The organism is Marinobacter sp. L-13 (genome assembly GCF_056857715.1).
Genome location: NZ_JBSXNQ010000065.1, coordinates 20,016 through 45,795 on the forward strand (window position 1 = coordinate 20,016; position 25,780 = coordinate 45,795).

The following is a 25,780-nucleotide window of genomic DNA, read 5'->3' on the forward strand; positions in this document are numbered from 1 at the left end:
TACCCCAGGAAGAGGATTATGACAACAACAAAGTCCAAAGTTGTGTATTCCCCAGTGTTTACCGACGGTGCGGAGTTCCGGATTCCCACCTTCAAGCTCCTGAAACAGGACGGCAAGCTCTACAAGAGCGCCAAAGCTCCTGATCTCGACAAAGACAAGGCCCTCCGTATATACCGGGCCATGGTCACTACCCGAATTCTTGACGAGCGAATGCTTGCTGCCCAACGGCAGGGCCGCTTGAGCTTTTACATGCAGTGCACGGGCGAAGAAGCTGCCGTGATCGGCAGTGCCGCAGCACTGGATGATGGCGACATGATCATGGCGCAGTACCGGGAGCAAGGTGCCCTGGCCTACCGCGGCTTTACCATTGATGAATTCATGAACCAGTTGTTCGGCAACGAGATGGACTATGGCAAGGGCCGCCAGATGCCGGTCCACTATGGCTCGAAGAAGCTGAACTACATGACCATTTCCTCGCCGCTGGCCACCCAGATTCCCCAGGCCGCAGGCTATGCCTATGGTCAGAAACTGCGAGGCGAAGGCCTCTGCACGGTTACCTATTTTGGTGAAGGCGCCGCCTCCGAAGGCGACTTTCATGCTGCCCTGAACATGGCTGCGGTTCATCGGGTACCGGTGATCTTCCTGTGCCGCAACAACGGGTATGCCATTTCTACGCCGGCCGCCGAACAGTTTGCTGCCGACGGCGTTGCACCCCGGGCCTACGGCTACAAGATGGACGTGATCCGGGTGGATGGGAACGACATTCTTGCGATGTATCAGGCCACGCAGGAGGCCCGAAAGCTCGCCGTGGAACACAACCGCCCCGTATTGATTGAGGCCATGAGTTATCGCCTGGCTGCCCACTCCTCCTCCGACGATCCATCCGGCTACCGGAGCAAGGATGAAGAAGCCGTGTGGCGCGAGAAAGATCCGATTCTGCGTATGCGCCTCTGGCTGGAAAGCAAGAAATGGTGGAGCGAGGACGACGAAAAGCAGCTCCAGGAAAACATGCGCCGGGAAGTGCTCGAAACCATGAAGCGAGCCCAGAAACGGCCACCACCGCCGCTTGAATCATTGGTGAGCGATGTCTACGACGAGGTGCCACCTGCCCTGGCTGAGCAGTTCGACAAACTAAAGGCGCATATCCGCCGGTACCCGGACGAATACCCGAAGAGTGCCGAACACGCCAAGGGAGGGGCCTGAGATGACCAAGATGAATATGCTCCAGGCCATCAACAATGCCCTCGACACCGCAATGGCGGAAAACGAGCGAGTGCTGTGTTTCGGTGAGGATGTCGGCGTCTTTGGCGGTGTTTTCCGTGCCACCAGCAACCTGCAACAGAAATACGGCAAAGCCCGCTGCTTTAACACGCCTCTGGTAGAGCAAGGCATCATCGGGTTTGCCAACGGCCTGGCCGCACAGGGTTCGGTGCCGGTGGCCGAGATCCAGTTTGCCGACTACATTTTTCCGGCCTTCGATCAGATCGTGAACGAATCCGCCAAGTTCCGCTACCGTTCAGGCAACCTGTTCAACGTGGGCGGACTGACCATTCGCGCCCCCTACGGCGGCGGCATTGCCGGCGGCCTGTACCACTCCCAGTCACCGGAGGCCTACTTTGCCCATACCCCGGGCCTGAAAATCGTAGTACCGCGCAACCCGCATCAGGCCAAAGGGCTGCTGCTTGCCGCTATCCACGATCCCAACCCGACCCTGTTCTTTGAGCCCAAGCGCCTGTACCGGGCCTCGGTGGGTGAAGTGCCGGATGAAGACTATCGCCTGCCCCTGGGCGAAGCCGAAGTCACCAAGGAAGGCACGGACGTGACGGTTCTGGGCTGGGGCGCCCAGATGGAAGTGATTGACCAGGCCGTGGAACGGGCCGAGAAAGATGGCATTTCGTGCGAAGTCATCGACCTCAGGACGATTCTGCCCTGGGATGTGGAAACCGTCGCCAACTCCGTGTTCAAGACCGGACGGCTGGTGGTCACCCACGAAGCTCCCCTGACCGGCGGATTCGCCGGTGAAATCGCCGCCACGATTCAGGAGCGCTGTTTCCTGTATCTGGAGTCTCCGATCGCACGGGTAACCGGGATGGACACCCCCTTCCCGCTGGTGCTGGAAAAAGAGCACCTGCCCAACCATCTGAAGGTCTATGAGGCCATCAGGGCGAGCGTTGAATTCTAGGCTGATATCAGGACAGGAGAGTGACTATGAGTGATTTTATACTGCCCGATATCGGCGAAGGTATCGTGGAATGTGAACTGGTCAAATGGCTGGTTAGCGAAGGCGATGTGATTGAAGAAGATCAACCGGTCGCCGAGGTAATGACGGACAAGGCCCTGGTGGAGATTCCGGCACCCTACAGAGGCCGCGTGACACGCCTCTACTACAAGGAAGGCGACATCGCCAAAGTCCATGCCCCGCTGTTCGAGCTGGTGGATGAAAGCGAAAGCAGTGGCCAGGCGTCAGCGGCCAGTTCTCCGGAACCTGCCGAAGCAAAGCCGGCTCCCGAGGCGGAAAAAAAGCCGGCCTCCGGCGCCGAATCGGAAGATAACGCCACCGAAGACTTTATCCTGCCGGATATCGGCGAGGGTATCGTTGAGTGCGAGGTGGTGGAATGGCGCGTTGCCGAAGGTGACGAAATCGAGGAAGACCAGCCTGTTGTGGATGTTATGACCGACAAGGCCATGGTCGAGATTACCGCCCCTAAAGCCGGGCGCGTCACCAAACTTTATCACCAGCAGCAGGCCATGGCCAAGGTTCATGCCCCGCTGTTTGCGTTCATTCCCCGGGATCGTGAAGAGCCGGAGGAAGCTAGAATCAAACCGGAGCCCGCGGCTCAACTCTCAACCGCGACAGCCTCGCCTGTCGCTGCGGCCAGCCGACAGCGTATTCCGGCCAGCCCTGCCGTTCGCCGCCTCGTACGGGAGCATGAACTCAACCTCTCGGATATTCAGGGATCCGGCAAAGATGGCCGTGTGCTGAAAGCCGATGTATTGGCTCATATCGAGGAAGGCCCGAAACAGGCCCACGTCCAGGCACAGAACCAGGCTCCCGCCGACGATGCGCAAACGGCCACCACCAGCAGTGCCCGCAGGGCGCCTGCCGCCGAACAGGAAGCACGAGTCGAACCCATCCGCGGAATAAAAGCTGCGATGGCGAAAAGCATGGTCAAATCGGCCACCACCATTCCTCACTTTATCTACAGCGAGGATATTGATGTCACCGATTTGCTCAAGCTGCGGGAACAACTGAAACCGGAGGCAGAAGCGCGGGGCTCAAGGCTGACGCTCATGCCCTTCTTCATGAAGGCCATGGCCCTGGCAGTTCAGGAATTCCCGGTACTTAACAGCCAGCTCAACGATGACGTCACGGAGATTCACTACCTGCCCCAGTGCAATATCGGTATGGCGGTGGATGGAAAAGCCGGCCTGACGGTGCCGAACATCAAAGGCGTGGAAAGCCTCTCGTTGTTGGGCATTGCCGACGAGGTTGCGCGCCTGACCGAAGCAGCCCGATCCGGCCGCGTCAGCCAGGAAGACCTCAAGGGCGGCACCATTACCATCTCCAACATTGGCGCATTGGGCGGAACTTACACCGCGCCCATTATCAACGCGCCGGAAGTGGCCATCGTTGCCCTTGGGCGCACACAGAAACTGCCCCGGTTTGACGCCAACGGCCAGGTGGTGGAGCGCGCCATCATGACCGTGAGCTGGGCCGGCGACCATCGCATTATCGACGGAGGCACCATCGCCCGATTCTGCAACCGCTGGAAGGGCTACCTGGAATCGCCCCAAACCATGCTCCTGCATATGGGCTGACGTTTCATCATGGCGCAGAAGACGCAACTGCAGCAGTTCTACATACCCGAAGAGCAGTCGATCTACCTGCTCAGCCATGATGATGCCAAAAAGCTCAAAGACTGGGTGGCGCTCTGCGCCGCCCAGCTCCGCCAACTCGGCTACCAGAACATAGAGCTGATTGGCAAGGGTGCTTACGGCTTTGTATTCTCAGGCCGCCTGCCCGGCACCGCAGCCGGGGGCCCGGAACATGTTTTCAAATTCACCCGCATCAACCTGCCTCGGCATCTTCAGGACCGGCTTGAAGATGAAGCCTACATTCTGGAGCAGGTCCGCCATCCCAGGGTGCCACGGCTGATTTCCTACCAAAGAGCCAATAACCAGCCGATTCTGGTGATGGAGCGTGCTGCCGGATTAAATCTGGAAGAGGTTTCCCTGCGTGATGGTCGTCTGAAACCACGGCTCATCATGCGCATCGCGGACCAGCTGGCCGACACCCTGCGAAACCTTCGCCGTGAAAATGGACCGGCCGGCAGGCCAATCGTTCATGGCGATATCAAACCTTCCAATCTGGTCTTCGACGCCAGCACTGAAAACATTGCCCTGATTGACTGGGGCTCTTCCGTGTTTGCTCAGTTGGACGCCAACCAGCAATTCATCACCGCCAACGTGATGGAGCTGATGTCCGACAACCTCCAGCAAACAAACGCACGGCTCGGGGATGTGTATTTTATCGGCGAGGAACAGCTCAACGGCGGGCTGTCGTCTCCCCGTTTCGATGAACAGGGAGCAGCCGGCACGCTCTATGCCCTGGCGTCAGCCCAATCCTGCCGCTTTGGCCATCGGGCCATCCCGGCCACCTCACTGGGCCTGCCCATGGAATTCGCGCGCATGCTGGATGGCATGCTGTCACCGGATCCGGAAACTCGCCGTAAGGCCGGCGATTACTATCTGACAGAGATGCCGCGTATGGCCCGCACGGTGATGATCGATCTGCCGGAAACCCCGGTCGCGGCCCAGGTACCCGTGTGGGTGCGTGCCTCTGACCAGGAAATTGACACCGTGGTTTACAGCTCGCGTAAATCCTTTCTCAGGGAGGAAGGCGCACCGGAAACCCTCAACGACGTCAATGACGTACAGCTGGACCGCTACTACAAGAATTTCATGCAGGGCATGGGCGAAACCGAAAAGGCGTTTCTGGCAGCCGTGAGCCGGCTCGGGCGCTACCCGGTGGAAGGTGGACTGGCCGTGCGCTGGGAAACCGATGGCATCTACATCGACACTTCCCTGAATCTGCACGATCCTGCCTTGAAGTCGGCGTTTGTGCAGGCCGTCAACAATATGGTTTTCCTGGCCCAGGCCATTTACCGGAAGGGGATTTTCAAAAGCTGTCTGTTTAACGCCCGGAACACTCTGCACATTGATCGCGAAGAACCCGACCAGCCGTTTCTGGTGTCGCCAGACATGAAACTGCATTACGAGGTCAGCGCCGCACCAGAGGTGGAGGACGAAAGTCGCGTTCACTCCTACTTCGAAGACGGGCCGGATCCGGAGGAATTTCTCGTTCTTCCAGAGACCATCATCCGTTCGCTGGAGGCACTGAACAGTATTCATCACACGGGCATGATCATCTTCGAGGCCCTGCCCCGCCATCTCAAAATCCATAGCCACTATCGGCTACTGGACCCTGAGCAAGAATCGGAGTTCAGCCGGTTGCTGGATGACATTCTCTCGGCAGTCGAGCAGATAACTGGCCTGGGTGTATCAGGCTTTATGAAGATGCCTTACAAGGACACCCGGTTCTTTCCCCACATCGAGCGACTTCCCGAACGCTACTACCCGCGTAATCCAAGGACTGAGCATGCTTCTACCTGAGGCAAAACACAGCTTCAGTTTTGAGAAACCGTGCCGTTACCTGTTAAAACAAATTAATAGAAGGACTACGCTTTGGCTTCCTCTTTTCTCGAATCCTTAGAACGAAAATTAGGTGTCCCGGGCAAGCTATTGATAGCGCCTGTTTTTGTTCTTCTCCTCTTCGCCTCTGTCACCTTTTTCAGCGTGAACGAATTTCAGGCACTCGACCAGCGTATGAACACGGTCGCCCGCGATCTTGCGCCAGAAACGGCCATTGGAACTGAGTCGGTCATCAGCGTTTATCGAATGCGCCTTCGGGTATTCGATTACTTTTCCACGGGCAACGAGGAAACCCTGGAACGGTTTGACGAGATGGAAACGGATTTCAGAGCGGTCATGGCCAAAGCTCAGGAGGACATTCAGGAGCCCGAGCGAGCGAGCCTCGTTGATCGGATTGAAGATACAACCAATCAGTACATTGAGTCTTTCAGGAACGTCTTGGTTCCGGCAAAGCGTCAGGTACTCAGCATTATTGCAGAACAACTGGATGTGCACGGACCTAACGCAACAAAAGCCCTCAGGCTTGCATTAAATGGCGTTGCCAACCGTGAGCCAGACAGCGAACTGAGAGCCGGTCTGGAGCAACTCCTTAACGATGCGTTGATCATGCGGATGACTGCCGAGCGGTACCTGGCAACTGGCGACGAGGATTCGCAAAAAGCCCTCGGTTGGGCCATTGAAGATCTGTCTGACGCCCTCGAACTGATTGATGCCGAGAATGGTCCCGAATTTGTTCAGGTATACCTGAACACCGTTGTTGAGGAACTGGAAGCCTACCGAGCTGCTGTTCAGAAAATGCTTGAGCAGCAGAGCATTCTCGTCAACGTTAAATCCCAGAAGCTGGACGTGCTGGGACCGGAAATTGCGAGCATGGCGAGGGAACTTGAAGCAAGTATATTTGCCTCCCTGGACGAAGAGGCCGATGAGGCAACCGCCGAAACCGATCTAGCTCTGAAATTTACTCTGGCAGCTTTCCTGGTCTCTGCCGTACTCGGATTGATTGTTGCGATTGTGATGAGCCGTTTGATGGGCAACAGCGTGAAACGCGCCAAGACTGAAATTCTCGGTTACCTCGATGACATCGCCAATAACAACGGCAACCTCTCAACCCGACTCACTCCGGGCCGTCCCGATGAGATCGGTGACTTCATCGACGCAGTCAACACCTTCCTGCAAACGCTCGAGGAAACGATTTCCCGAATTGTGACGGCGTCTCGCCAACTGACAGGCGAGTCCGAATCACTCTCCGGCATCACAGAGCGTACAACCGCCAATTCGGAGCAACAGCGCGACCAGATCACGCAGGTGTCTGCCGCCATGCAGGAAATGGTGTCCACCTCCGAAGAGATCGCCTCGAACACCAGCGAAACTGACGAATCGGCCCGTAAGGCCTCATCGCTTGCGGATTCCGGACAGGAAACCGTTGGCTCAGCCATTCGGGCGGTTACCAACCTCGCCAATCAGGTTGAGAAAGGGTCTACCCGGATCCAACAACTGGAGAACGAATCGGCCGAAATCGGCAATGTGCTGGCTGTTATCCAGAGCATTGCTGAGCAAACGAACCTTCTGGCGCTAAATGCCGCCATTGAGGCGGCTCGAGCCGGTGACGCCGGGCGGGGATTTGCCGTGGTTGCCGATGAAGTTCGAGGACTGGCCAAGCGCGTTCAGGAATCGACCGTCGATATCGAGCGGATTGTGTCCCAGCTCCAGAGTGGCGCGGCCGGCGCAGTAGTGGACATGAGCAAGGCCAAGCAGATGGCCGAAGAGGCCAGCGAGGAGGCAAGCAAGTCGGGCGAAGCCTTGACGGATATTCTCGCGGCGGTCAACAGCATCGTTGAAATGACCACCCAGATTGCGAGTGCAACCGAGCAGCAGAGAGCGACCGCCGCGGAGATGACCCAGAACGTGGAAATAAGCAGTGGCGCAATTGAGGAACTGGCCGGAGACATTTCCCAGGTGAATCACTCAAGCCGCTCTCTGGCGAACATGGCCGATGAATTGAATACGCTCGTGCGACGCTTCAGGGCCAGTGAATCCTGAACACACAATGGTTGCAGATGTTAACCAATTCACGAGAGCGCAGATGATTACCTGATACCTTTGGGTTTTAAGTTACACAATGTAACCGGAAACGGACTGCCCGGAGGTATCCCGCCATGACGCGCTCTCAATCACCCAGGAGGCAAGGCGTTCGCGGCCCTGTCATTGCCATGCTGACAGCGGCTGCCTGCCTCGGCACTGCTCAAGCCGCCGAACCCGAAAAAGTCATTTTCGCCGCCGAAAATGCTCTTTACGGTGCCGGTCATGACATCGGACGCGCGGATGGCTGGATTGATGAGCAACTCCGAGCTGCCATACGCGCCTATCAAGCTCAAAATGGGCTGCAAACCAACGGCAACCTGGATACGGCAACACTGAAAGCGCTCGGCGTGACCAAAACATCCAGCGCAACCATCACTGCAAATTCAGTTGGCAGTCGAAAGGCGTCAGTGGCACAGCTCGGTTTGTCCCTCCCCGAGCCAGCGCCCAATACCCCGACCGTTGCCAGGGCTGAACCAAAGCCTGCGCCTGCGCCAGAACCTACCCCGGACCCCATTCAAAAATCTTCCGAACAGGGCGGACCAACAACTTCGATCAATGCCAAATCTGTTAAAAACCAGATAGTTACTGATGTAACTTCGAAAAGTACTGAAGTGAAGCCACAAGAAAAAGTGGCGGAAACAGCCCCGAAAACACCTGAACCGGTGACTTCAGAGCACCCTGCTCCAACTTCAGCTCCAACTTCAGCTCCAGCTCCCGCGCCGGAACCTGCGGTCGCCGAGGAAACAACTCCGGAAGCCACCAAAGAACCAGACCCGGTGCTGGCCCAGCTCCCTGCAGAGCCCACCAGTGCGGGACCTGACGAGCCGAAAGCAACGGATACGAAGAAAGCCCAGCCAATCGGGGGAGAAACCACTGCATCGACAAATTCCGCGGTTGCCGATAATTCTCAGAGCACCGGCGGCGGGTTTTTCAGCGTCTTGTTCGATTTCTTTTTTGGCTGGCTGGTCTGAGCGTCAACTCTGCAACCGGTCTTTAAAGACTTTCCAGTCAATCACGTTGCCGTCGGAATCGAAGTGGACGTATCCGCGGAAACTCGGGTCATCTTCCCAGGCCTTCACAAAGCCTACGGTTTCACCGGAGTCTGAGACGATCTCAAAGGCTTCGCTGCGGGCATTGGCAATGTCTTTATCAGGCTCTGTATCTGAACGCTTGAGGCTTACGGAGGAGTCTAGGGGCAAGTTGCTTTGAAGGAATTCCTGGATCATCGTCGAGCTCTCCTTTCAGGGTGAACCGGTCTGGTTCTGGAGGTAGCGTAACTATAGGACGATCCGGTAGAAAAGAATACAGATTCAGATCAATTTTCTTAGATTTTTTCGAGATAAAAGGGCTTTAAGAACAATAGGATATTTCATTATTGTGACAGTCTGTAACCTTCTGGACTGATTATTTTTCAACCAGTTCAGAAGGTTACCGAGAGCAGAGTCGATCAGTCACGAGGATCAGAATTTCCAGAACGGAGTGCTCAGTTTCTGTTCAACCAGTTCAGGGGAAAATCCCACATCGTTCAGCAACCGACGATCCATAGTCATCACCAGATGGATAAAGTTGCGCTTCATCCGCCAGCCTTTGTAAAGCGAAGCAGCTCTTTTCATTTCATTACTCCTTGGTCAACCCCAGAATATTGGTCTCCGAAAACCGGGACCTTGTTTAATTAGGGTCCTATTCTAAGCTTGACGAGGAGCTTTCTGAATACTTGGAAACCCCTATAAACAGGGGCTCCAAGCATTATTGGGTGTCAGAATTGTGTACTTTTGATGGCAGTCTTATGACGCCTTGGCGTTTGAAAGTAACACTTGGTAAAGGTCATCTTTCAGCTGTGCGCGTTTCTGCTTCATGCGGTGGAGTTTGTCATCACCGATGGGAGAATCCCTCTTTTCCAGCCCTTCAATTTCGTGGTCGAGATGCGTGTACTCCTGAAGCTTTTCGTTGAACTTGAGATCATTGTTCTTGAGTTCCTGAATCAGTTCTCGGTACTGCGGGAATTCTACGTGAAGCTCGTGGCTGGAAATGCCCATCGTTCTACGCTCCTTTTCTTTGCAGAGTGTTGATCAAAGCTGATCACCTTCAGCATAGACGAGCGTGCCAGTTTCTGGGCGTCTTTGACAAATCGCTAATTACGCACGACGTTGCATGGGTATAGCATGGTAGTACGTTATCCAGTTACGCCTCGGGACACTTGCGAATGACCTTTGCACGAATCACCGGCACCGGTTCCTACCTGCCGGACAATATTGTTACCAACAAAGACCTTGAGAAAATGGTCGACACAACCGACCAGTGGATTCGCGAGCGCACGGGAATCGAAAGACGCCACATTGCCATCGAAGGGCAGACAACAGTAGATCTTGCCGAACAGGCTGCAAAAAACGCCATCGATGCGGCGGGCATCAAGGCGGAAGACATAGATCTGATCGTGTTCGCCACGTCCACACCAGACAAGATCTTCCCCAGTTCTGCGTGCATTCTCCAGGCGCGCCTCGGTATCCGTGGCTGCCCTGCCTTCGATATCCAGGCCGTCTGCAGCGGCTTCGTGTACGCACTGGCAACGGCGGATAAGTTCATCAAGACCGGCAGCAGCAAGAAAGCACTGGTTATTGGCGCTGAGGTTTTTTCCCGCATTATCAACTGGGAGGACCGTGGAACCTGCGTCCTGTTCGGTGATGGAGCCGGCGCTGTGATCCTGGAAGCTGATGAAGAAACCGGCATCCTCTCCACCCATATACATGCAGACGGCCAATACGCGGATCTGCTCCACGTACCCTGCGGCATTGCCGATGGCTACGACCAGGTGAAAGCCGGGCGTGCGTTTGTAGAGATGAAAGGCAATGAGGTGTTCAAGGTTGCCGTCAACACCCTGGGCAAGATCGTTGACGAAACACTGGCGGCAAACCAGATGCAGAAATCGGAAATCGACTGGCTGGTTCCACACCAGGCCAACCTGCGCATCATCTCGGCCACGGCAAAGAAACTGAACATGTCCATGGACCAGGTGGTCGTGACCGTCAATGAACATGGCAACACCTCAGCCGCATCCATTCCTCTGGCTCTTGATGTCGCCGTTCGTGACGGCCGGATCAAGCGCAACGAAGTGCTTCTTCTGGAGGCCTTTGGCGGCGGGTTTACCTGGGGTTCGGCATTGCTGCGGTACTGATTGGTGCCTTTCTAGCTTCTACCAGGCTTGACTCAGAGACGGGCTTCAACATCGGTTGAGGCCCGTTTTTCATTGTGTTGACCTCCGCCTGTCAGATAGACTGTATTTTTATACAGTACAACCAACGCTCACTGCGAGGAATAACCATGGCAGTACAAGCAGTCTACTTTTCTGATAGGGACGGCCTGGAGATGGCACTGAAAAATCCTGAGACGATGCTGTTCACTTCAAAAGCCGAAGCCGACGCCCGGGACAAGGTGCTCGAGCTGGCCGAAGAAATCCAGGTATTCCTGGGCCGCAAAGTTGAAGGTCTGGGTGACGATCTGGCAGAGCGCTGCGCCATGGCCATCGCAGAAGAGAAGGACCTGTTCCAGAAAGCCCTCAAGAAGCCCGAGCTGCTGAACGCGGAACAGGAATAAAGGCAGGAACAAGGCCAAGGATTGCAAGGGCGGCCACTGACGGCCGCCCTGCCCTCAGCAGACGCTTATCCAGCTGCCATTGTCGTAACGCTCCGCACCCTTGTCGGTCATCCGATGCAGGCTCACCCACTGGTTTTCCACCAGCGCTGCCACGTCAGGCTGTTTGTGCAGCACGGATTCAATCCGCTCCGCAGGTGCGTCAATCAGCACAGTGAGGCGAACCGGCTCATGGCGCCAGTACGTGCCGTCGTGAACAGACTGCAACGGCAGGCCGATTCTCAAGTGCGTTCCGTTGCCCTCCACTACACCGACATTCCCTCCAACCACCGAATGCAGCAGTTTGTTGCCGGCACCGTATACCTCCGGAACCGTGACTGACGCAAAATACTGGAGGTTGATCCAGTTGGCGACCACCATGGGTGCCGAAAGCAGTGCCTCAAGGATGCCGCCATCAGCATCCAGCGCCGGGTCGTAGTCGTGCAGGAAAACCCGGCCCGACAGATTGCAGCCCCGGGTCTTGCTCCGTTTGGCGAAAATGATCGCCGCATTGTTAGCCAGTCCCCATTCCGGGCGAACCTCGGACCAGTCCCGGGTACGGGTTTCCATGGCCTGTTTAAGGCTGTCATCGTCCAGTCCGTTCAGCTTTAGCGGTGTGGCCCGCTCCTTACGCACGCGGATGCCGGCCTCTTCGAACCCGGCTTCGAGGTCCGCCAGCTTCTGTACGTGGGAATCCGGAACCAAATGGCGATCGGCAATGGTCACTTTGTCCGTCGCCGTGCAGTGCTCAGCAGCAATCGCCCATGTAAAGTCCGGGATCTTGATGCCCTCGTCTGAAAGCCCCGCCCGAACCTGGGGATCATTCAGAAGGCTGGCCGCAAGCCGCGCATTCACACCGCCGCTCTGGCCACCGCAGGCGCCACAGTCGAGGCCAGCCTGGTTCGGGTTGTTGTCGGTATGGCTTCCATGGCCCACCAGCACCAGCAAGGGTGCAAAGCCCCTGGTGAGTGACATACCACGGAGCATGTTTGCCGCCAGCGCTACCTTTTCGGCATCCGACAGGGGATCCCCTCCCAGGTTGTGCACCAATCTGCCCTCAACCACCTTTTCCCCGCCAGCTTTGTGGCCTTTCTTCAGCGAGTCTTTCACCAGCTTCCAGGCCCAGGCCAGACCAGTTGTCTCAACCAGTGTGAAGGTCGAGAGGCTGGTGTATTTCGCTTTTCTGACCGATTCACGGGCAATCTCCCTCTGATCCAGGGATCGATTCTCGGCGAGGTCCTCGCGCATGCTGCCTTTGGTATCGATTAACCGGTATGGGGCAGGCAAAAGTCCCGGCAAACGGCGGGCCGGAGCGAACGGTCCGTGCTGCTGGTGGTCGATTGGCATTCCGAAGAATCCCGCAAAGCCGAGGGTCTGAACCCCGGGGTAAACGTCCTCAAGGTGGCGGCGCATGACTTCAGAGCGGACATCAATACAGAACACCGCCTGAGCGACCGGTGTCTCGTTGTCCTGCCCGGCTACTGGTTGTCCTTCGGGGGCGGCCGAAAGCGCCCGCCAGAGAGATCGCTGGTAGCCAATCTCGAAAGCTCGCTGCCAGACCCACAGCCTGCTCCGGCTGTCGTAGTCGCCACTGCGACGCGCCCGTGCTCTCTGCCTTTGCCACTCGGCCTTCTGGCCCGTCGAGGCAAAGGCAATGCCTGCGGATTCCCAGACCAGCATAATGGCCAGAATTTCCGCGCAGCGATCCGATGGGCGGCCCTCAAGGCCTGCCCGCCAGTCCTCACCGCGGCACCAGGACGCCCAACCGTTCACTTTCAGCAACAGGCTATGGCACAGGGCCTCCAGGTCCTCCCCGGCGACGCGAATCCGCTTGATAGCGTCCAGAATGGCCTCGTCCATGTTGTCAGGCACGGCTTTAAAAAAAGCCCTGACGCCCTTGAGTCCGGTACTGAAATCCAGTGCCAGATCGTTTCGGACTGACTCCAGCCAGAACCGGAACAGACCCGTTACGGCGGTATCGCCCGCAGCGGACCAACGCCCCTGTCGTTGGTCGAAAAACGCACCACAAACACGCGACACCTGATCACAGGCCGTTTCGGCCAAACCGCCACTTTCATCATCGGCGCTTGTGCCTTTGTAGGTATCGAGAATAGAGCTCTTCAGGGGCGCTGCCGTCGAGGGCTTGCGACCCAGCCAATCCAGGTACCAGGCCAGGTTTCGCTCATCGCGACGCTCTGCGATGCTGGCCTGCAGATCCTCCTCGCGGATCCGGCCGCCCTCCCAGGCTTCCCGGTAGTATTCTGTGGGCATCAACATGCTGAACCCGCCGCGCTCCCCGAGCACCTGATCGGCCCGGGAGGCCGGAAGGTGACGCAGCCCCCAGAACGGATTCACGGCAATCCACTGGTCCAGGGGCCAGACCGGAGCGATCACATCGCAGGCCTGCCGGAACGGCTTTCGCCAGCCATCGTTCATTACCTGCAACTCAGGCACCGACACGCAGACGTTACTCATGATCTCTCCTCCAGTCTGAACGGATGATGGGGAACCCGGCGGAACATGGCGGGAACCTTCAGGGCTTCCGAAGCCAGGAATCGCGTCAGCCGATCAAACGGCAGCTCAAGGTATAGCCCCTGGCGGAAATGGGCACACAGGGTGCGGGTTGCCGGGAACCGGGCGCCGAACACGATCACCAGGGAACAGGCGGCCAACAGCGCGACCATTGCCGAAGCAACCGCCCAGGCTGCCATCGGGATCGCGAACCCCTCATGCGCGGGCACCGCCGGGCCGACCATGAAGTGCAACAGTGAATAGATGGGAACCAGCAGCACCGCGAGGCCGGCAAGACGCAGCTTCACGGGAGTTGTTGCTCCGGCCGGAATGCCCATTGCCGCCGCAGACACCGCCAGCACCAGAAGCGCTCCGAATACCGGGTTGTTCTCGACGATCCAGGGCGCCTGGACCAGGATGGCAGTGGCCACCAGACCGGTTGAGCCGGCCCAGAACAGCCGGCTGGCCGCCGGCGATTCCGGGAAACGGGTTGCCGCAGATACGGCCACGGTGCGACCGGAGGCCAGGAACGAATGCGCTTTGTAGAGCGAGTGCGCCAGAAGATGCAGCAGAGCCAGGGTGTAGGCACCCATACCGATTTCGAACAGCATGAACCCCATCTGGGCACAGGTTGACCACGCCAGGGCGTGCTTGACCGAGTACTGGGTCATCATGGTCAGGACCGCAATCACTGCGGTCATTCCACCAATCACCAGCAGAATCATATGGCCGGCCGTAAAGCCGTCAAATACAGGAAACAGTCGCAGCCACAGGAAGCCACCCAGGTTGATCACCCCGGCGTGGAGCAGCGCCGAGACAGGCGTCGGCGCTTCCATTACCCGGATGAGCCAACCATGGAAGGGAATCTGGGCACACTTGAGGACAGCCGCCAGGGCCAGAACAACCGAGGCAACCGTCAGTGCCGTGGATCCGCCGGCCCGGGCGGCCTCACTCTGAACCATTTCCGGCAGGTAAAAGGTACCGTAGTGAAGGTACAGGGCCACCACACCGGAAATAACCAGTGCATCACCCACCCGGCTGACAATAAACTTCTGGACCGCCGCCATGCGCGCCTGGGGCCGGTCCTGGTAAAGGGTGAGCAAATGATGCAAAGCCAGACTGACACCAATCCAGGCGCCAGCCAGAATCAACAGGTGGTTGGTAAACACCAGAACCAGAACTGAGGCAACCGTCACCAGGAACCATGGCAGAAACCGGTCTCGACCTGGGTCCTGGCTGAGGTAGTTGTCAGCAAACCGCAGGATCACCCACCCGATGAAGGCCACCATCAACGCCATCCAGACTGCAACGCCGTCCGGGTAAAGACCGAATTGACCGCCAAGGGCCGCCAGGGTGTTGCTGGTACCGCCAACCTGGGCTTGCACCAACAGCAACACACCCACCGCCAGGGACGCAGCCATGGAGGCCATCATGATCCATCCGGCAATGCGCCAGCAGTGATTCAGCTTCAGGGGACTTTTCAGCCAGCCGCTCAATCCGGCCAGCAAAAAAAGGCTCACCGGCAGCAGCAGCCAGATTGCGAGGACGAATAACGATGAAACTTCAGCAATTGGGTTCATATCTGCAAACCTCCTGTTTGCATGTACTTTGCACACATTCGGTATATATAAAAAATGGTTTATACTGATCACTTCATTCTGTTTTTGAGAACGAATGGCCATGAAACTCAATTACCATCACCTGTACTATTTCTGGAAAGTGGCACGTACCGGCCACCTGACCCGCGCTGCCGACTCGCTGCACATTTCCCAGTCCGCCCTGTCGGGTCAGATTCGGAAGCTGGAGGAGAGCCTGGGCCATGATCTGTTTATCCGCGAGGGGCGGCGTCTGAAGCTGTCTGAAGCCGGTCGCATGGCCTTTTCCTACGCCGAGGAGATCTTCCGGCAGGGTGAGGAGCTGACGGCGCTGTTTGCCTCGGGCGCTCAACCTAACCGCGAAATCCTGCGCATCGGGGCGGTTGCCACCCTGTCCCGGAACTTCCAGGAAGGCTTCCTGCAACCTCTGCTCAATCGGGAGGATCTGGAGCTGAGCCTACAAAGCAGCCACATCGATGAATTATTAAGGCGGCTATCAGCCCACCGTCTGGATCTCATCCTTGCCAATCAGGCGGTACAGGGCGATGAACAGAATCCCTGGCGGTCCCGGCTGATAGCCAAACAGCCGGTGAGCATCATCGGGCCACGGGGCATGGAAGTTCAGGGGGACTTTGCCGAGGTGTTGCGCGGCAGAAGCCTGATTGTTCCGGGACCCGATAACAACATACGTCAGGCCTTTGATCAGCTTTGCGAATACCACAGGCTACGCCCGAACATTGCCGCAGAAGTGGACGACATGGCCATGATGCGACTTCTGACCCGGGACACCGGCCACTTTGCCATCATGCCGCCGGTGGTGGTGCGGGACGAAATGAGAAGCGGAACGCTGGCGGATTATGGCGCCCTGCCCGGCGTTTTCGAGGAGTTCTATGCCATCAGCATCCGCCGCCAGTTCGAGACGCCGGCTCTGCGGGAACTGCTGTCCCAGACCAGCGATAATTTTCTGACACGGACACCGATTGGTCATTCTGACTAGCCCGTGTGGCGAAAATTGTCATCCATACGGGCGGGTTACATCCGTATACTGAAGCCGAAAGACCACAATAATAACGCCGGACACCCGATCATGACCCAGCACAGCAAGCGTGAACGCCCGTCTATTCTGATCATCGGCACCGGTTTCGGTGGCCTGGGCATGGCCATAAAACTGAAGTTGGCAGGCTTTACAAACGTGACCCTGCTGGAGAAGGCCGACCGCGTTGGCGGAACCTGGCGCGATAATACCTACCCGGGTGCCGCCTGCGATGTGCAGTCCCACTTTTACTCCTATTCGTTCGAACCCAAGCACGACTGGTCCCGGAAGTTCGGGCTGCAACGGGAAATTCTCGGGTACATGGAGCACTGCGTCGCCAAATACCAGCTTGGCAATCGAATCCGGTTCAATTCGGAAGTGCAGGATGCGGCCTTTGACGATCATTCGAATCAATGGACGGTCACCCTGTCGAGCGGCGAACAACTCACCGCCAACGTGCTCATTACCGCCACCGGCCAACTCAATCAACCTGCGTGGCCAAAACTCGACGGCCTGGATCGTTTCCAGGGCAAGATGTTCCACTCGGCCCGCTGGGATCACGATTACGACCTGACTGGAAAACGGGTGGCCGTCATCGGCACCGGCGCCAGTGCCATCCAGTTTGTCCCGGAGATTGCGCCGAAGGTCAAACAGCTGGACCTGTTCCAGCGCTCTGCGGCCTGGGTGCTGCCCAAGCCGGATCGTCCGTTCAAGCGCTGGGAGCAGACTCTGTTCCAGAGAGTGCCGCTGTGGGACCGCCTGTACCGTTACCTGATTTACTGGAAAAACGAGAGCCGGGCGCTGGCGTTCACCAAATTCAGCGGCCTGCTGGAGATCTACGCCAGCCAGGCAAAACGGGAGGCGAGAAAGCAGGTTACCGACCCGGCCAAACTGAAACGCATCATTCCCGACTACAAGATCGGCTGTAAGCGCATTCTGATTTCCAACGACTGGTACCCGGCCATCAACCGGCCCAATGTCAACCTGATTACGGATCCCATCGACCGGATTGACGAAACCGGCGTATTGACGCAGGACGGTCACCACCATCCGGTAGATGCGATTATCTGCGGCACCGGTTTCCGGGCCTCGGAGTTTCTCTCGCCCATCCGGATAACCGGCCGCAGCGGAAAGTCGCTGAACGACGCCTGGCAGAACGGTGCCGGCGCCTTCAAAGGCATTACTGTCAGCGGCTTCCCGAACCTGTTCATGCTCTATGGGCCGAACACCAATCTGGCTCACAACTCCATCCTTTACATGCTCGAATCCCAGTTCCGATATGTGCTCGAGTGCCTGGAAGCGCTCGAGAAATACCCGGGCTCGGCCATGGATGTGCGCCAGGATCGCCAGGACCGCTTTACTCATGTGGTGCAGGAAGGCCTGGAAGACACGGTCTGGAGCTCCGGCTGCACCTCCTGGTACCTCGATGAGCATGGGCGCAATACCATCAACTGGCCGGGATTCACCTTCACCTACCGGTTCGCGACCCGCCGGGTAGACACCGCTGATTACCAATTTCTTTACCCCGGCCAGACCGCGGGGTAATCGGGTGAAAGCCTTTGCCCTTGAACCTCGGCCATATTCATAGGATGATTGGGTTATAGGTTAGAAGGATGACATACACATGCTGGAACGTATTCGCAAAGGCTCGCTGGTCGAGACTGCTATCGAAAGTCTCAGAAACGCCATCGAAAAAGGTGACTGGTCGGTTGGCGATCGCCTGCCCGTCGAATCAGAACTTTCCGAATCCCTCGGAGTAAGCCGCAACACGGTTCGTGAGGCGGTTCGGGTGCTGGTACACGTGGGGATGCTGGAAACCCGCCAGGGGGATGGCACATACGTACGAGCGACACGGGACGCCGGGGAGACACTGCGGAGAATTGCCCGCACCCAGCTGGCGGAGCAGCTGGAGGTCAGGATCATGCTGGAAACGGAGGCCGCCAAGCTGGCAGGGCACCGGCGGACAGAACAGGATCTCCGGCACATGACCACAGCCCTCGATGCTCGCGCCAAAGCGGGAGATGACCTGCAGGCTCGCATCCGGCACGACGAAGCCTTCCATCATGCCCTGGTTGCCGCTTCTCATAACTCAGCGCTGATCGAGCTCTACGACTACTTTTCCCACGCTGTCAGCCAGACCATCGAGCAGACCGAAACCGACGCAGACCTGCCGGAACCCTCCCAGGAAGACCATGAACTCCTGCTCGCGGCGGTCCGGCGTCAGGATGAGGGCAAAGCAGAATCCCTGGCAAGGGCGCTTTTGAAACCCAGCCTCCAGGCCTTGAAGCGTCGGGAGTCCTGATTCATGAAGTTCCGGATCGACACCTTTACCCTGCTGCTCCTGGGCGCCATCGTATTAGCCACCTTTCTGCCTGCAACTGGCCAGGCAGGCGAGGCACTGGCCACCGCCGGAACGGTCGCCGTCGCCCTGCTCTTCTTTTTCCATGGCGCAGCGCTGTCCCGGGACCAGATTATTGCCGGTGCCACCCACTGGCGGCTGCACATTCTGATCACTTCGCTCACCTTCGTATTTTTTCCACTTGCGGTGCTGCCGATTAACGGCCTCAGCAATATCGCACCATCCTGGATGCCGAAAGATCTTGGTTTGGGGTTTCTTTACCTGGGCGTCCTGCCGTCGGCGGTGTCCTCTTCCATCGCCTATACCGCGATGGCGCGGGGCAATGTTCCGGCGGCAATCTGCAGCGCAGCCGCCTCCAATGTCTTTGGCATGATGCTGACGCCATTCCTGCTGTTGCTGTTGGTAAGCACGTCCGGCGGTGGGGATTTCTCCGTAGCGGAAGCCCTGAAAGACATCGTTCTGCAACTGCTGCTGCCTTTTGCGGTTGGGCATGCGCTCCGACCATGGCTCGGCGGATTTCTTGGCAGAAACGAAACACTGATGGCCCGATACGATCAGTGCGTGATCTGGCTGATCGTCTACTCCGCTTTTTCACATTCGGTAGAGAGCGGACTCTGGGAGAATCTGCCCCTGCAGGCCATCCTTTTCGCCATTGCGCTGTGCCTGGGCTTGCTGCTGCTATTCATGGTGTTTGCCAGGTTCCTGGTACGGCGATTCGGGTTCAGCCTGGAGGATGAAGCCGCGGTGGTGTTCTGCGGCTCCAAAAAGAGCCTGGCGTCTGGTCTGCCCATGGCCAAGGTCCTGTTCTCAGGGCACCCGGGCTTCGGCATGATCGTGTTACCGATCATGTGCTACAACCAGATACAGGTTATCGTCGGAGCCTTCCTGGCCCAGAAGTACCGGGATAAAATTGAAAGGGCGAATGCAGAGAAAACGGGTTGATCTGGGCGGCGAAATCAACCGCCACCCATTCCGCCAAAGAGTGTGGCAAGAATCGCCAGCCCTACAATCCAGCCAATCACCGCCGGCCAGAAATTGACCATTTGCGGTGGCTGTTCGCCCTGCTCTTCAGCCATATCGGGTTCCGGGTAATTCCGATCGTCGGCCGCCTCAGGCGCCTGCTCCACAGTGAACCAGTCGAACCACTCACCGAGAAACTGGGCCACCGGCGCCGGAAAGGTACCGTTTTCCGCCATCGGCCGTATCTGGGGCTCCAACTGGCGACCAATCTCGCGTCGCAACCGCGGCTGATCGGCGGGCGGCTCGTCCAGAATGGCTTTCCAGATGCCCGGGTCCTTGCTTCTTGAGGAGTCATTGAGCAAGGCCTTGATCTGGATAACCACCTCACGAACCACCTGGCCCTCGTTGGCATCCAGCGGACGATCAGGCTCCTCGTCCTGCACCTCGCGATGCGGTTCAGTCTGAACCGTGTCAGAAGCCTGCTTTACCGGGCCCGGATCGTCCCCGACTGCCTCCCGGAAAGCCGCTTCCAGGCTCTTTGCCTCGTCTTCCGAAGCAAACTTGAGCTGTTGCTCATACGCATCCTGGATCTTCCGGCGATCGCCGGTCGGCTCAATTCCAAGGATTTCCCAACAATTCATAAAGCTGCAACTCCCGGGCCTAGATTTATTACATTTCAGAGAGACAAACTGTCTGTAGTCCCTTACGATAGGACCTAATCATAATAAAACCGCTTTATCCTTTTTTCTCGGCAGATTATAGAACGTCAACCATGCATCAATCGACAAAAACGGCAGGAATGGGTGACCGCCGCCCTCTGGCAACCTGCTTCGGCATCAGCCTTGCCCTGTCCGCCCTGCTTCCGGCTACCGCGCTCGGCCAAACTGACACACCTGATTTCATGCCCGGCTTGCTTGCCCTCGAAGGCGAACAAAGCGAAATCCCCGAAGTACTGACTACGACACGATTGCGCCAGTCAAAACTCAGGGTTCCCGGCACCACCACGATCATCACCGGCGACATGATCCGTGACCTCGGCATCATGAACCTCGTAGAGGCATTCCGGCTGGTTCCGGGCATGGTGGTTGGCCACTGGGGAAGTACCAACCCGGTGGCAACCTATCGCGGTACTTCCCAATACGAGCAACGCCGCCTGCAGGTTCAGATTGACGGGCGAACCGCCTACAGAATCAGCCTCGCAGACGTAGATTGGCTGGGCATGCCGGTGGCACTGGAAAATATCGAACGTATTGAAGTGAGCCGGGGCCCAAATTCCGCCGCCTATGGCATCAACGCGTTTCTTGGAAGCATCAATATCATTACCCGCTCACCGCAAGACACGGCGGGGGTGGAAGCCTACACCTCGGTTGGGTCCCGTGGTCACCTTCGCACGTTTACCTCCGTGGGCGATACCGATGCCGACAAAAGTTGGCGGTTGTCGTACGAGAAGCGCAAATCCAACGGCTTTGATAGTCAGATTGATGGCGGCCAGGAGATCCCCTTTCACGATGGCCACGACATCAACAACTTCAATTTCGACAGCGTATTCCGAATTGACCGCCAGCATTCGGTTGACGTGCGAGCAGGCGTTCTGGATGGCGTAAATGAAGAAGATCTCGAGAAGTCCGGAAAGCTGGGCGCCACCACAAACCCGGACATTATCATGGATGACTACTACCTCCATGTCCGGTTCGACGGAGCGACCTCGCCCGACCACTTCTACCATATCCAGGCGAGCTATCAGAATCAGCGACAGAGGCAGCGGTGGACCGTTTCCGCGCCTGCAGCGGAGATCAATGCCCTGCTGCCGACAGGGTTCCCACCCTTCCCCGAGGATCAGGGTCCGTTCATCGCTGACCTGAACGAAGACCTGGAAGAAACCCGGCAGGAAATTGAATTCCAGGACACCATTATTTTCAGTGACCAGTTCAAGCTGGTCTCCGGTGTGGGCTATCGCAAGGACTCGTTCAATTCCGAAACCTTCTTTAACGGTAAAGGGGACAATTACCAATCCCGGGTATTCGCCAACGCTGAGTACTCGCCCTTTCGGTGGCTGACCTTCAACGCAGGCGGCAACTGGGAGCGGACCACGACCACCGATGAAGACTATTTTTCCCCCAGAGCCGCGGCAAATTTTATCCTGAACAACAACCACGCGCTGCGGTTTGTCTTTTCCCGGGCGGTCCGCACACCGGATGCCTTCGAGCAGAATCCGGACTGGTCCTATACACCGACCAACGTTCAGCCACCCTTTGAAGCACTGGATGGCCAGAGAATCAAAGTGGAAGACATCCTGGACCCGACTACGTCCACTTACGGGCAGGAGTTGGAAGAGGAGTGGATCACCTCCCGGGAGATCAGCTACTTTGGCCAGTTCCATCTGGAAAGTGCCCTGCTCTCGGTGGAAGTGCGCTACTTCAACGACGATTTCCATGACATGATCAGTGGCGTCATCAACGAAGAAGAATGGTATATCGCCAACAACGTTGATCTTGAGCAGGAAGGCGTCGAGCTGGAAACCTCGCTGGAGTTTTCCGGAACCAAGCTCCGGGCTACCTACGCGTATCTTGAGCAGGAAGGCAGATACACTGGCGACCCGGCCGCGCTTCCGGTCGACAAGCAGGAACGTGCCGTAGATCTTATGGGCCGTCTCTCCGCCCGTGACTCCGGTAGTTTTGCCTGGATCCAGGATCTGCCAATGGGCTTCATGACCTCAGCGGCCATGTACTGGACCAATGAAGTGCGCAATACCCGGTTCGAGCGGGCCGATTTCAGGCTCGCACGTCGGGTGGACAGAACCAACTACAGTTATATGCTGGCACTGACGATCCAGCATTACCTTAACCCCAAGCCATGGATCAGCCCTGACAACCGGATTGAGGATCAGAACCAGTTTTTTGTTGAAGCTGGGATTCGTTTCTGAATTTAACAAGGAAAGCGTGAGCCCTGGACGGTATGGAGCGAAGTACAGGCAAGGCAGATCAAAAACGGTCCATATGTGGAATCCGGAGTCTTTTCCCCAAGACCCTGTGCATTCTGCTGCTGACCGTTTTTTCCGTGTTTTCCGGCGCCCAGGAATCGCAAGGCCAGGAATCGCAAGGAAGAGTGGTTTACTTTGCGGGTTCGGGCAATGCCCCTCTCGACCAACACCTGATTCAGCTGCTGAGAGGAGAGCTGGCTCCAGCAACATCCCTGATAGAAATTACTGATGATCAGCTGGCCACCCTTGATTCCGGGCCGATCATCAGCGTGGGGCCCGCCGCCTTCTCCCGGGTCCGTCAGGCAAACCGCTCGGCACCCATATTGGCCATGCTGGTGGACAAGTCCTTTATCTCGGGGTTTGCAGAGCGGTCTCCGGGCCAGATCACCGGGGTGCTGTACAACGTACCCCTGATCCGCCAGGCCCTGACAGGGAAAGCCATCCTGCCCCAGGCCAACAAGATAGCCCTGCTGGCAACCGCAGACTCGGTGGAACTTTACGAACCGCTGATTGATGAGCTACCGGCCTATGGCATGTCGGCCAGAATATTTCTGGTAGAAAGCAACGACAACCTGATCTCAACACTTGTCCGGGCCCTGGGTTATGGAGATTTTCTGTTGGCCGCCCCAGACAGTGCCATATACAACCCCAGAACCATCAAACATATTCTGCTGACCGCCTACCGCCGTAACCAGATCGTCATCGGCCCCACTCAGGCTTATGTCAAGGCAGGCTCCCTGGCCTCCAGTTACGCTCCGTTCCCTGAAATGGTTGAGATGGCTGGCAGCTTTTTATCGACCTTTTTCGAAACTGGTGCATATCCGGAACCCTCGTATCCGGAAGAGTTTCGGGTCGAGGTCAATGCCCAGGTTGCACGTTCTCTGAACATTCCCTTGCCGAGCCGTGAGGATATTGCCACACGGGTGGATCGACAATTAGCGATTAATGGGGAGGCGTCTGATGAATAACAGCCACAGACAACAGCGCCCCATGTCCCGAAAGCTGCTGCTCCTCGGAGCTCTGCCAGCCATAGTCATGTTTATCGTGCTGATGGTGTTCTTCACGTCTGTGCGCCTTGAGGATGCGCGCCGGGATCTCTCCGACAGCAGCCAGATGCTTGCCGACAGCCTCGCCCCTGCCCTGGAATACGCCGTTGTCTCTGGCAACACTCTGGCACTGGACCAGATCCTTTCCCAGTCGCTGCGTCGCAGCAAAGCCGACTGGATCCGGGTTTCTGACGTTATGGGAGACCAACTCGGCTTCGTTTCCCACGAACCGATCAACCCGGGTGAAACACCCGAGCGCTACCAGATCTACGAAGCCGAGATTCTCCAGCAGCCCCTGGAATTTGGTTCGGAGCGCACTGCGGAGTGGTTTGAGCCAGACTATGGCTTTGGTTCCGGTTCTCTGAGGGTTGGCACTGTTCAGGTTGGCGTAAGTCAGGATGTTCTTGCCGAAAGGCGGCAGGATATTCTCTGGACATCGATCGCCGTTGGCGTGGCCCTGCTGCTGTTCAGCATTCTGATCATCAATCATTTCCTTGGAGCAATTCTGGCACCGATACGGGACCTCGCCGGGCGAATCGGTCAACTCACCGATGGTGACTACCAGGAACGTCCCCTGAATACTCACCAGAGTTCGAAGGAGATCGTTGCCATTGAAGAGCAACTCAACCAGCTGGCTCATCACCTGGCCGGCCTGAAAACAGCACGGGACCAGACCCTCGCCGCCTCCGAAGGTGCCCGGGAAAAGGCCGAGATGGCAAATCAGGCAAAATCCGAATTTCTGGCAACCATGAGCCATGAGTTGCGTACGCCCCTGAACGGGGTGCTTGGGATGGTCGATCTGATCCAGGAAGAACCGCTTACCCAACGCCAGCGCGAATACCTCAACACTGCCCGCCAGTCCACCGAGGATCTGTTGACCGTCATCGGGGACATCCTCGATTACTCGAAGATGGACAGCGGCACCCTGAAGCTCGACAGCCAGGAGTTTAACCTTCGGGAACTGATTTCCAACTGCACCGCCACCTACCGACACCTCGCCGAGCAACAGGGCCTAGCCCTCAACCTCAAGTTCTTTGGCGACTGGCCGGACAACCCCGTTGTCATCGGTGACCCCGCACGTCTGCGGCAAATTCTGGCGGGGCTGGCTGACAACGCCATCAAGTTTACCGGCGATGGCTTTATCAATATCCAGGCGGGCTTTTTCGCCCTGGAAGACAACTGCATCATTCTGAATTGCTCGGTCAGCGACTCCGGGTCCGGCATTCCGACCGAGCGCCTTCACGACATTTTCAACTCCTTCGAACAGGTCGACGGCGGAAACAGCCGGCTATACGGGGGCACCGGGCTTGGCCTGTCCCTGGTCCAGCGGCTGGTTGAACTCATGGGCGGGCACATTCAGGTGGAAACGGATCTGGGTAAGGGTTCCTCGTTCCGGTTTGAGCTGCCCTTCGAGTTGGCGGATCGACCCATCGATCCCGAGCCGACCGGGACACCGCCAAGGGAAACGATTAATGGCACCAGCCACGCCCTGGTGGTGGAAGATAACCCGGTAAACCAGCGCGTTGCCACGGCTATGCTCAAGCGATTGGGTTTCCATACCGATTCCGCCAACAACGGCAAGGAAGCACTGGACAGGGTGACCACTAACCACACAGGCTACGACATCATATTGATGGACTGTCAGATGCCCGTGATGGACGGATACGAGGCCACCCGCTATATCCGGGAATGGGAGCAGAGCAACGCGCAGATTGGGACACCGATCATTGCACTAACGGCAGACGTTCTGCCCGGCACGGAAAAGAGTTGTCTCGATTGTGGCATGAACGACTATCTGGCCAAGCCTGTTCGCAAGGAAATGCTCCGCGAAGTGCTCAGCCGCTGGATCAAGCTCTAGAAAGGTTCCGGCGCCCA

At 57.3% G+C, this 25,780-nt stretch carries 21 protein-coding genes; 15 read left to right on the forward strand and 6 right to left on the reverse strand.

What is annotated here, in order from left to right:
* The first annotated feature begins 18 nt into the window (after positions 1 to 18).
* The 6 genes from AC13DD_RS17710 (at position 19) to AC13DD_RS17735 (ending at position 8,765) form a co-directional block, all read left to right on the forward strand.
* A complete protein-coding gene (locus AC13DD_RS17710) occupies positions 19 to 1,203 on the forward strand; it encodes a thiamine pyrophosphate-dependent dehydrogenase E1 component subunit alpha (protein ID WP_008171137.1) in 1,185 nt (394 codons plus the stop codon).
* Between the two features lies 1 nt (position 1,204).
* A complete protein-coding gene (locus tag AC13DD_RS17715) occupies positions 1,205 to 2,182 on the forward strand; it encodes an alpha-ketoacid dehydrogenase subunit beta (RefSeq protein WP_273018426.1) in 978 nt (325 codons plus the stop codon).
* Between the two features lie 26 nt (positions 2,183 to 2,208).
* The gene (locus tag AC13DD_RS17720; RefSeq protein ID WP_273069387.1) at positions 2,209 to 3,819 is read left to right on the forward strand and encodes a dihydrolipoyllysine-residue acetyltransferase; all 1,611 of its coding nucleotides are present in this window, start codon (positions 2,209 to 2,211) and stop codon (positions 3,817 to 3,819) included.
* 9 nt (positions 3,820 to 3,828) lie between these two features.
* Positions 3,829 to 5,673, forward strand: coding sequence for a protein kinase domain-containing protein (locus tag AC13DD_RS17725; protein ID WP_482931538.1), 1,845 nt, complete (start codon positions 3,829 to 3,831; stop codon positions 5,671 to 5,673).
* A gap of 213 nt (positions 5,674 to 5,886) precedes the next feature.
* Positions 5,887 to 7,752: a methyl-accepting chemotaxis protein gene (locus tag AC13DD_RS17730; RefSeq protein ID WP_273018429.1), complete on the forward strand. Its 1,866-nt coding sequence runs from the start codon at positions 5,887 to 5,889 to the stop codon at positions 7,750 to 7,752.
* 116 nt (positions 7,753 to 7,868) lie between these two features.
* The gene (locus AC13DD_RS17735) at positions 7,869 to 8,765 is read left to right on the forward strand and encodes a peptidoglycan-binding domain-containing protein (RefSeq protein ID WP_482931539.1); all 897 of its coding nucleotides are present in this window, start codon (positions 7,869 to 7,871) and stop codon (positions 8,763 to 8,765) included.
* Between the two features lie 3 nt (positions 8,766 to 8,768).
* Here the strand turns inward: AC13DD_RS17735 and AC13DD_RS17740 are convergent, their stop codons facing one another.
* The 3 genes from AC13DD_RS17740 to AC13DD_RS17750 all read right to left on the reverse strand — a co-directional run bounded on the left by AC13DD_RS17740 (position 8,769) and on the right by AC13DD_RS17750 (position 9,830).
* Positions 8,769 to 9,020 carry a hypothetical protein gene (locus tag AC13DD_RS17740; RefSeq protein ID WP_008171147.1) on the reverse strand — a complete coding sequence of 84 codons (252 nt, stop codon included), beginning with the start codon at positions 9,018 to 9,020 and terminating at the stop codon, positions 8,769 to 8,771.
* 234 nt (positions 9,021 to 9,254) lie between these two features.
* Positions 9,255 to 9,407 (reverse strand): hypothetical protein, encoded by a 153-nt coding sequence (locus AC13DD_RS17745; protein WP_008171150.1) that lies wholly within the window; start codon positions 9,405 to 9,407, stop codon positions 9,255 to 9,257.
* A gap of 171 nt (positions 9,408 to 9,578) precedes the next feature.
* Positions 9,579 to 9,830 (reverse strand): HP1242/YdcH family protein, encoded by a 252-nt coding sequence (locus tag AC13DD_RS17750; RefSeq protein ID WP_008171152.1) that lies wholly within the window; start codon positions 9,828 to 9,830, stop codon positions 9,579 to 9,581.
* A 167-nt stretch (positions 9,831 to 9,997) separates the two neighbouring features.
* Between AC13DD_RS17750 and AC13DD_RS17755 the strand changes: the two genes are divergently transcribed.
* The gene (locus AC13DD_RS17755; RefSeq protein ID WP_482931540.1) at positions 9,998 to 10,966 is read left to right on the forward strand and encodes a beta-ketoacyl-ACP synthase III; all 969 of its coding nucleotides are present in this window, start codon (positions 9,998 to 10,000) and stop codon (positions 10,964 to 10,966) included.
* Positions 10,967 to 11,112: 146 nt separating this feature from the next.
* The gene (locus AC13DD_RS17760) at positions 11,113 to 11,385 is read left to right on the forward strand and encodes a YebG family protein (RefSeq protein ID WP_482931541.1); all 273 of its coding nucleotides are present in this window, start codon (positions 11,113 to 11,115) and stop codon (positions 11,383 to 11,385) included.
* A 54-nt stretch (positions 11,386 to 11,439) separates the two neighbouring features.
* Here AC13DD_RS17760 and AC13DD_RS17765 read toward each other — a convergent pair whose 3' ends face one another.
* Together AC13DD_RS17765 and AC13DD_RS17770 are read right to left on the reverse strand one after the other, a co-directional pair.
* Positions 11,440 to 13,896: a YbcC family protein gene (locus tag AC13DD_RS17765; protein ID WP_482931542.1), complete on the reverse strand. Its 2,457-nt coding sequence runs from the start codon at positions 13,894 to 13,896 to the stop codon at positions 11,440 to 11,442.
* A complete protein-coding gene (locus tag AC13DD_RS17770; RefSeq protein WP_482931543.1) occupies positions 13,893 to 15,512 on the reverse strand; it encodes an NADH-quinone oxidoreductase subunit L in 1,620 nt (539 codons plus the stop codon). Before AC13DD_RS17770 ends, AC13DD_RS17765 begins: the two co-directional genes overlap by 4 nt.
* Before the next feature lie 100 nt (positions 15,513 to 15,612).
* On the opposite strand from AC13DD_RS17770, the gene AC13DD_RS17775 reads away from it, so the two are divergent.
* From AC13DD_RS17775 to AC13DD_RS17790, 4 genes are all read left to right on the forward strand, one after another.
* On the forward strand, positions 15,613 to 16,524 hold the full coding sequence (locus AC13DD_RS17775; RefSeq protein WP_482931544.1) for a LysR family transcriptional regulator: 912 nt from the start codon (positions 15,613 to 15,615) through the stop codon (positions 16,522 to 16,524).
* A 90-nt stretch (positions 16,525 to 16,614) separates the two neighbouring features.
* Positions 16,615 to 18,105 (forward strand): flavin-containing monooxygenase, encoded by a 1,491-nt coding sequence (locus tag AC13DD_RS17780; RefSeq protein ID WP_482931545.1) that lies wholly within the window; start codon positions 16,615 to 16,617, stop codon positions 18,103 to 18,105.
* Between the two features lie 79 nt (positions 18,106 to 18,184).
* Complete coding sequence (locus AC13DD_RS17785) at positions 18,185 to 18,862, forward strand: FadR/GntR family transcriptional regulator (RefSeq protein WP_008171167.1); 678 nt, start codon at positions 18,185 to 18,187, stop codon at positions 18,860 to 18,862.
* Positions 18,863 to 18,865: 3 nt separating this feature from the next.
* Positions 18,866 to 19,861, forward strand: coding sequence for a bile acid:sodium symporter family protein (locus AC13DD_RS17790; protein WP_053115301.1), 996 nt, complete (start codon positions 18,866 to 18,868; stop codon positions 19,859 to 19,861).
* 14 nt (positions 19,862 to 19,875) lie between these two features.
* Here AC13DD_RS17790 and AC13DD_RS17795 read toward each other — a convergent pair whose 3' ends face one another.
* Positions 19,876 to 20,520: a hypothetical protein gene (locus AC13DD_RS17795; protein WP_008171171.1), complete on the reverse strand. Its 645-nt coding sequence runs from the start codon at positions 20,518 to 20,520 to the stop codon at positions 19,876 to 19,878.
* Between the two features lie 158 nt (positions 20,521 to 20,678).
* On the opposite strand from AC13DD_RS17795, the gene AC13DD_RS17800 reads away from it, so the two are divergent.
* Genes AC13DD_RS17800 through AC13DD_RS17810 form a run of 3 tightly spaced genes read left to right on the forward strand, consistent with a single transcriptional unit; the run spans position 20,679 to position 25,763 of the window.
* On the forward strand, positions 20,679 to 22,802 hold the full coding sequence (locus AC13DD_RS17800) for a TonB-dependent receptor plug domain-containing protein (RefSeq protein ID WP_008171173.1): 2,124 nt from the start codon (positions 20,679 to 20,681) through the stop codon (positions 22,800 to 22,802).
* A gap of 32 nt (positions 22,803 to 22,834) precedes the next feature.
* Positions 22,835 to 23,827 (forward strand): ABC transporter substrate-binding protein, encoded by a 993-nt coding sequence (locus tag AC13DD_RS17805; RefSeq protein ID WP_008171175.1) that lies wholly within the window; start codon positions 22,835 to 22,837, stop codon positions 23,825 to 23,827.
* Positions 23,820 to 25,763 carry a HAMP domain-containing hybrid sensor histidine kinase/response regulator gene (locus AC13DD_RS17810; protein WP_008171178.1) on the forward strand — a complete coding sequence of 648 codons (1,944 nt, stop codon included), beginning with the start codon at positions 23,820 to 23,822 and terminating at the stop codon, positions 25,761 to 25,763. Before AC13DD_RS17805 ends, AC13DD_RS17810 begins: the two co-directional genes overlap by 8 nt.
* Positions 25,764 to 25,780: the final 17 nt, after the last annotated feature.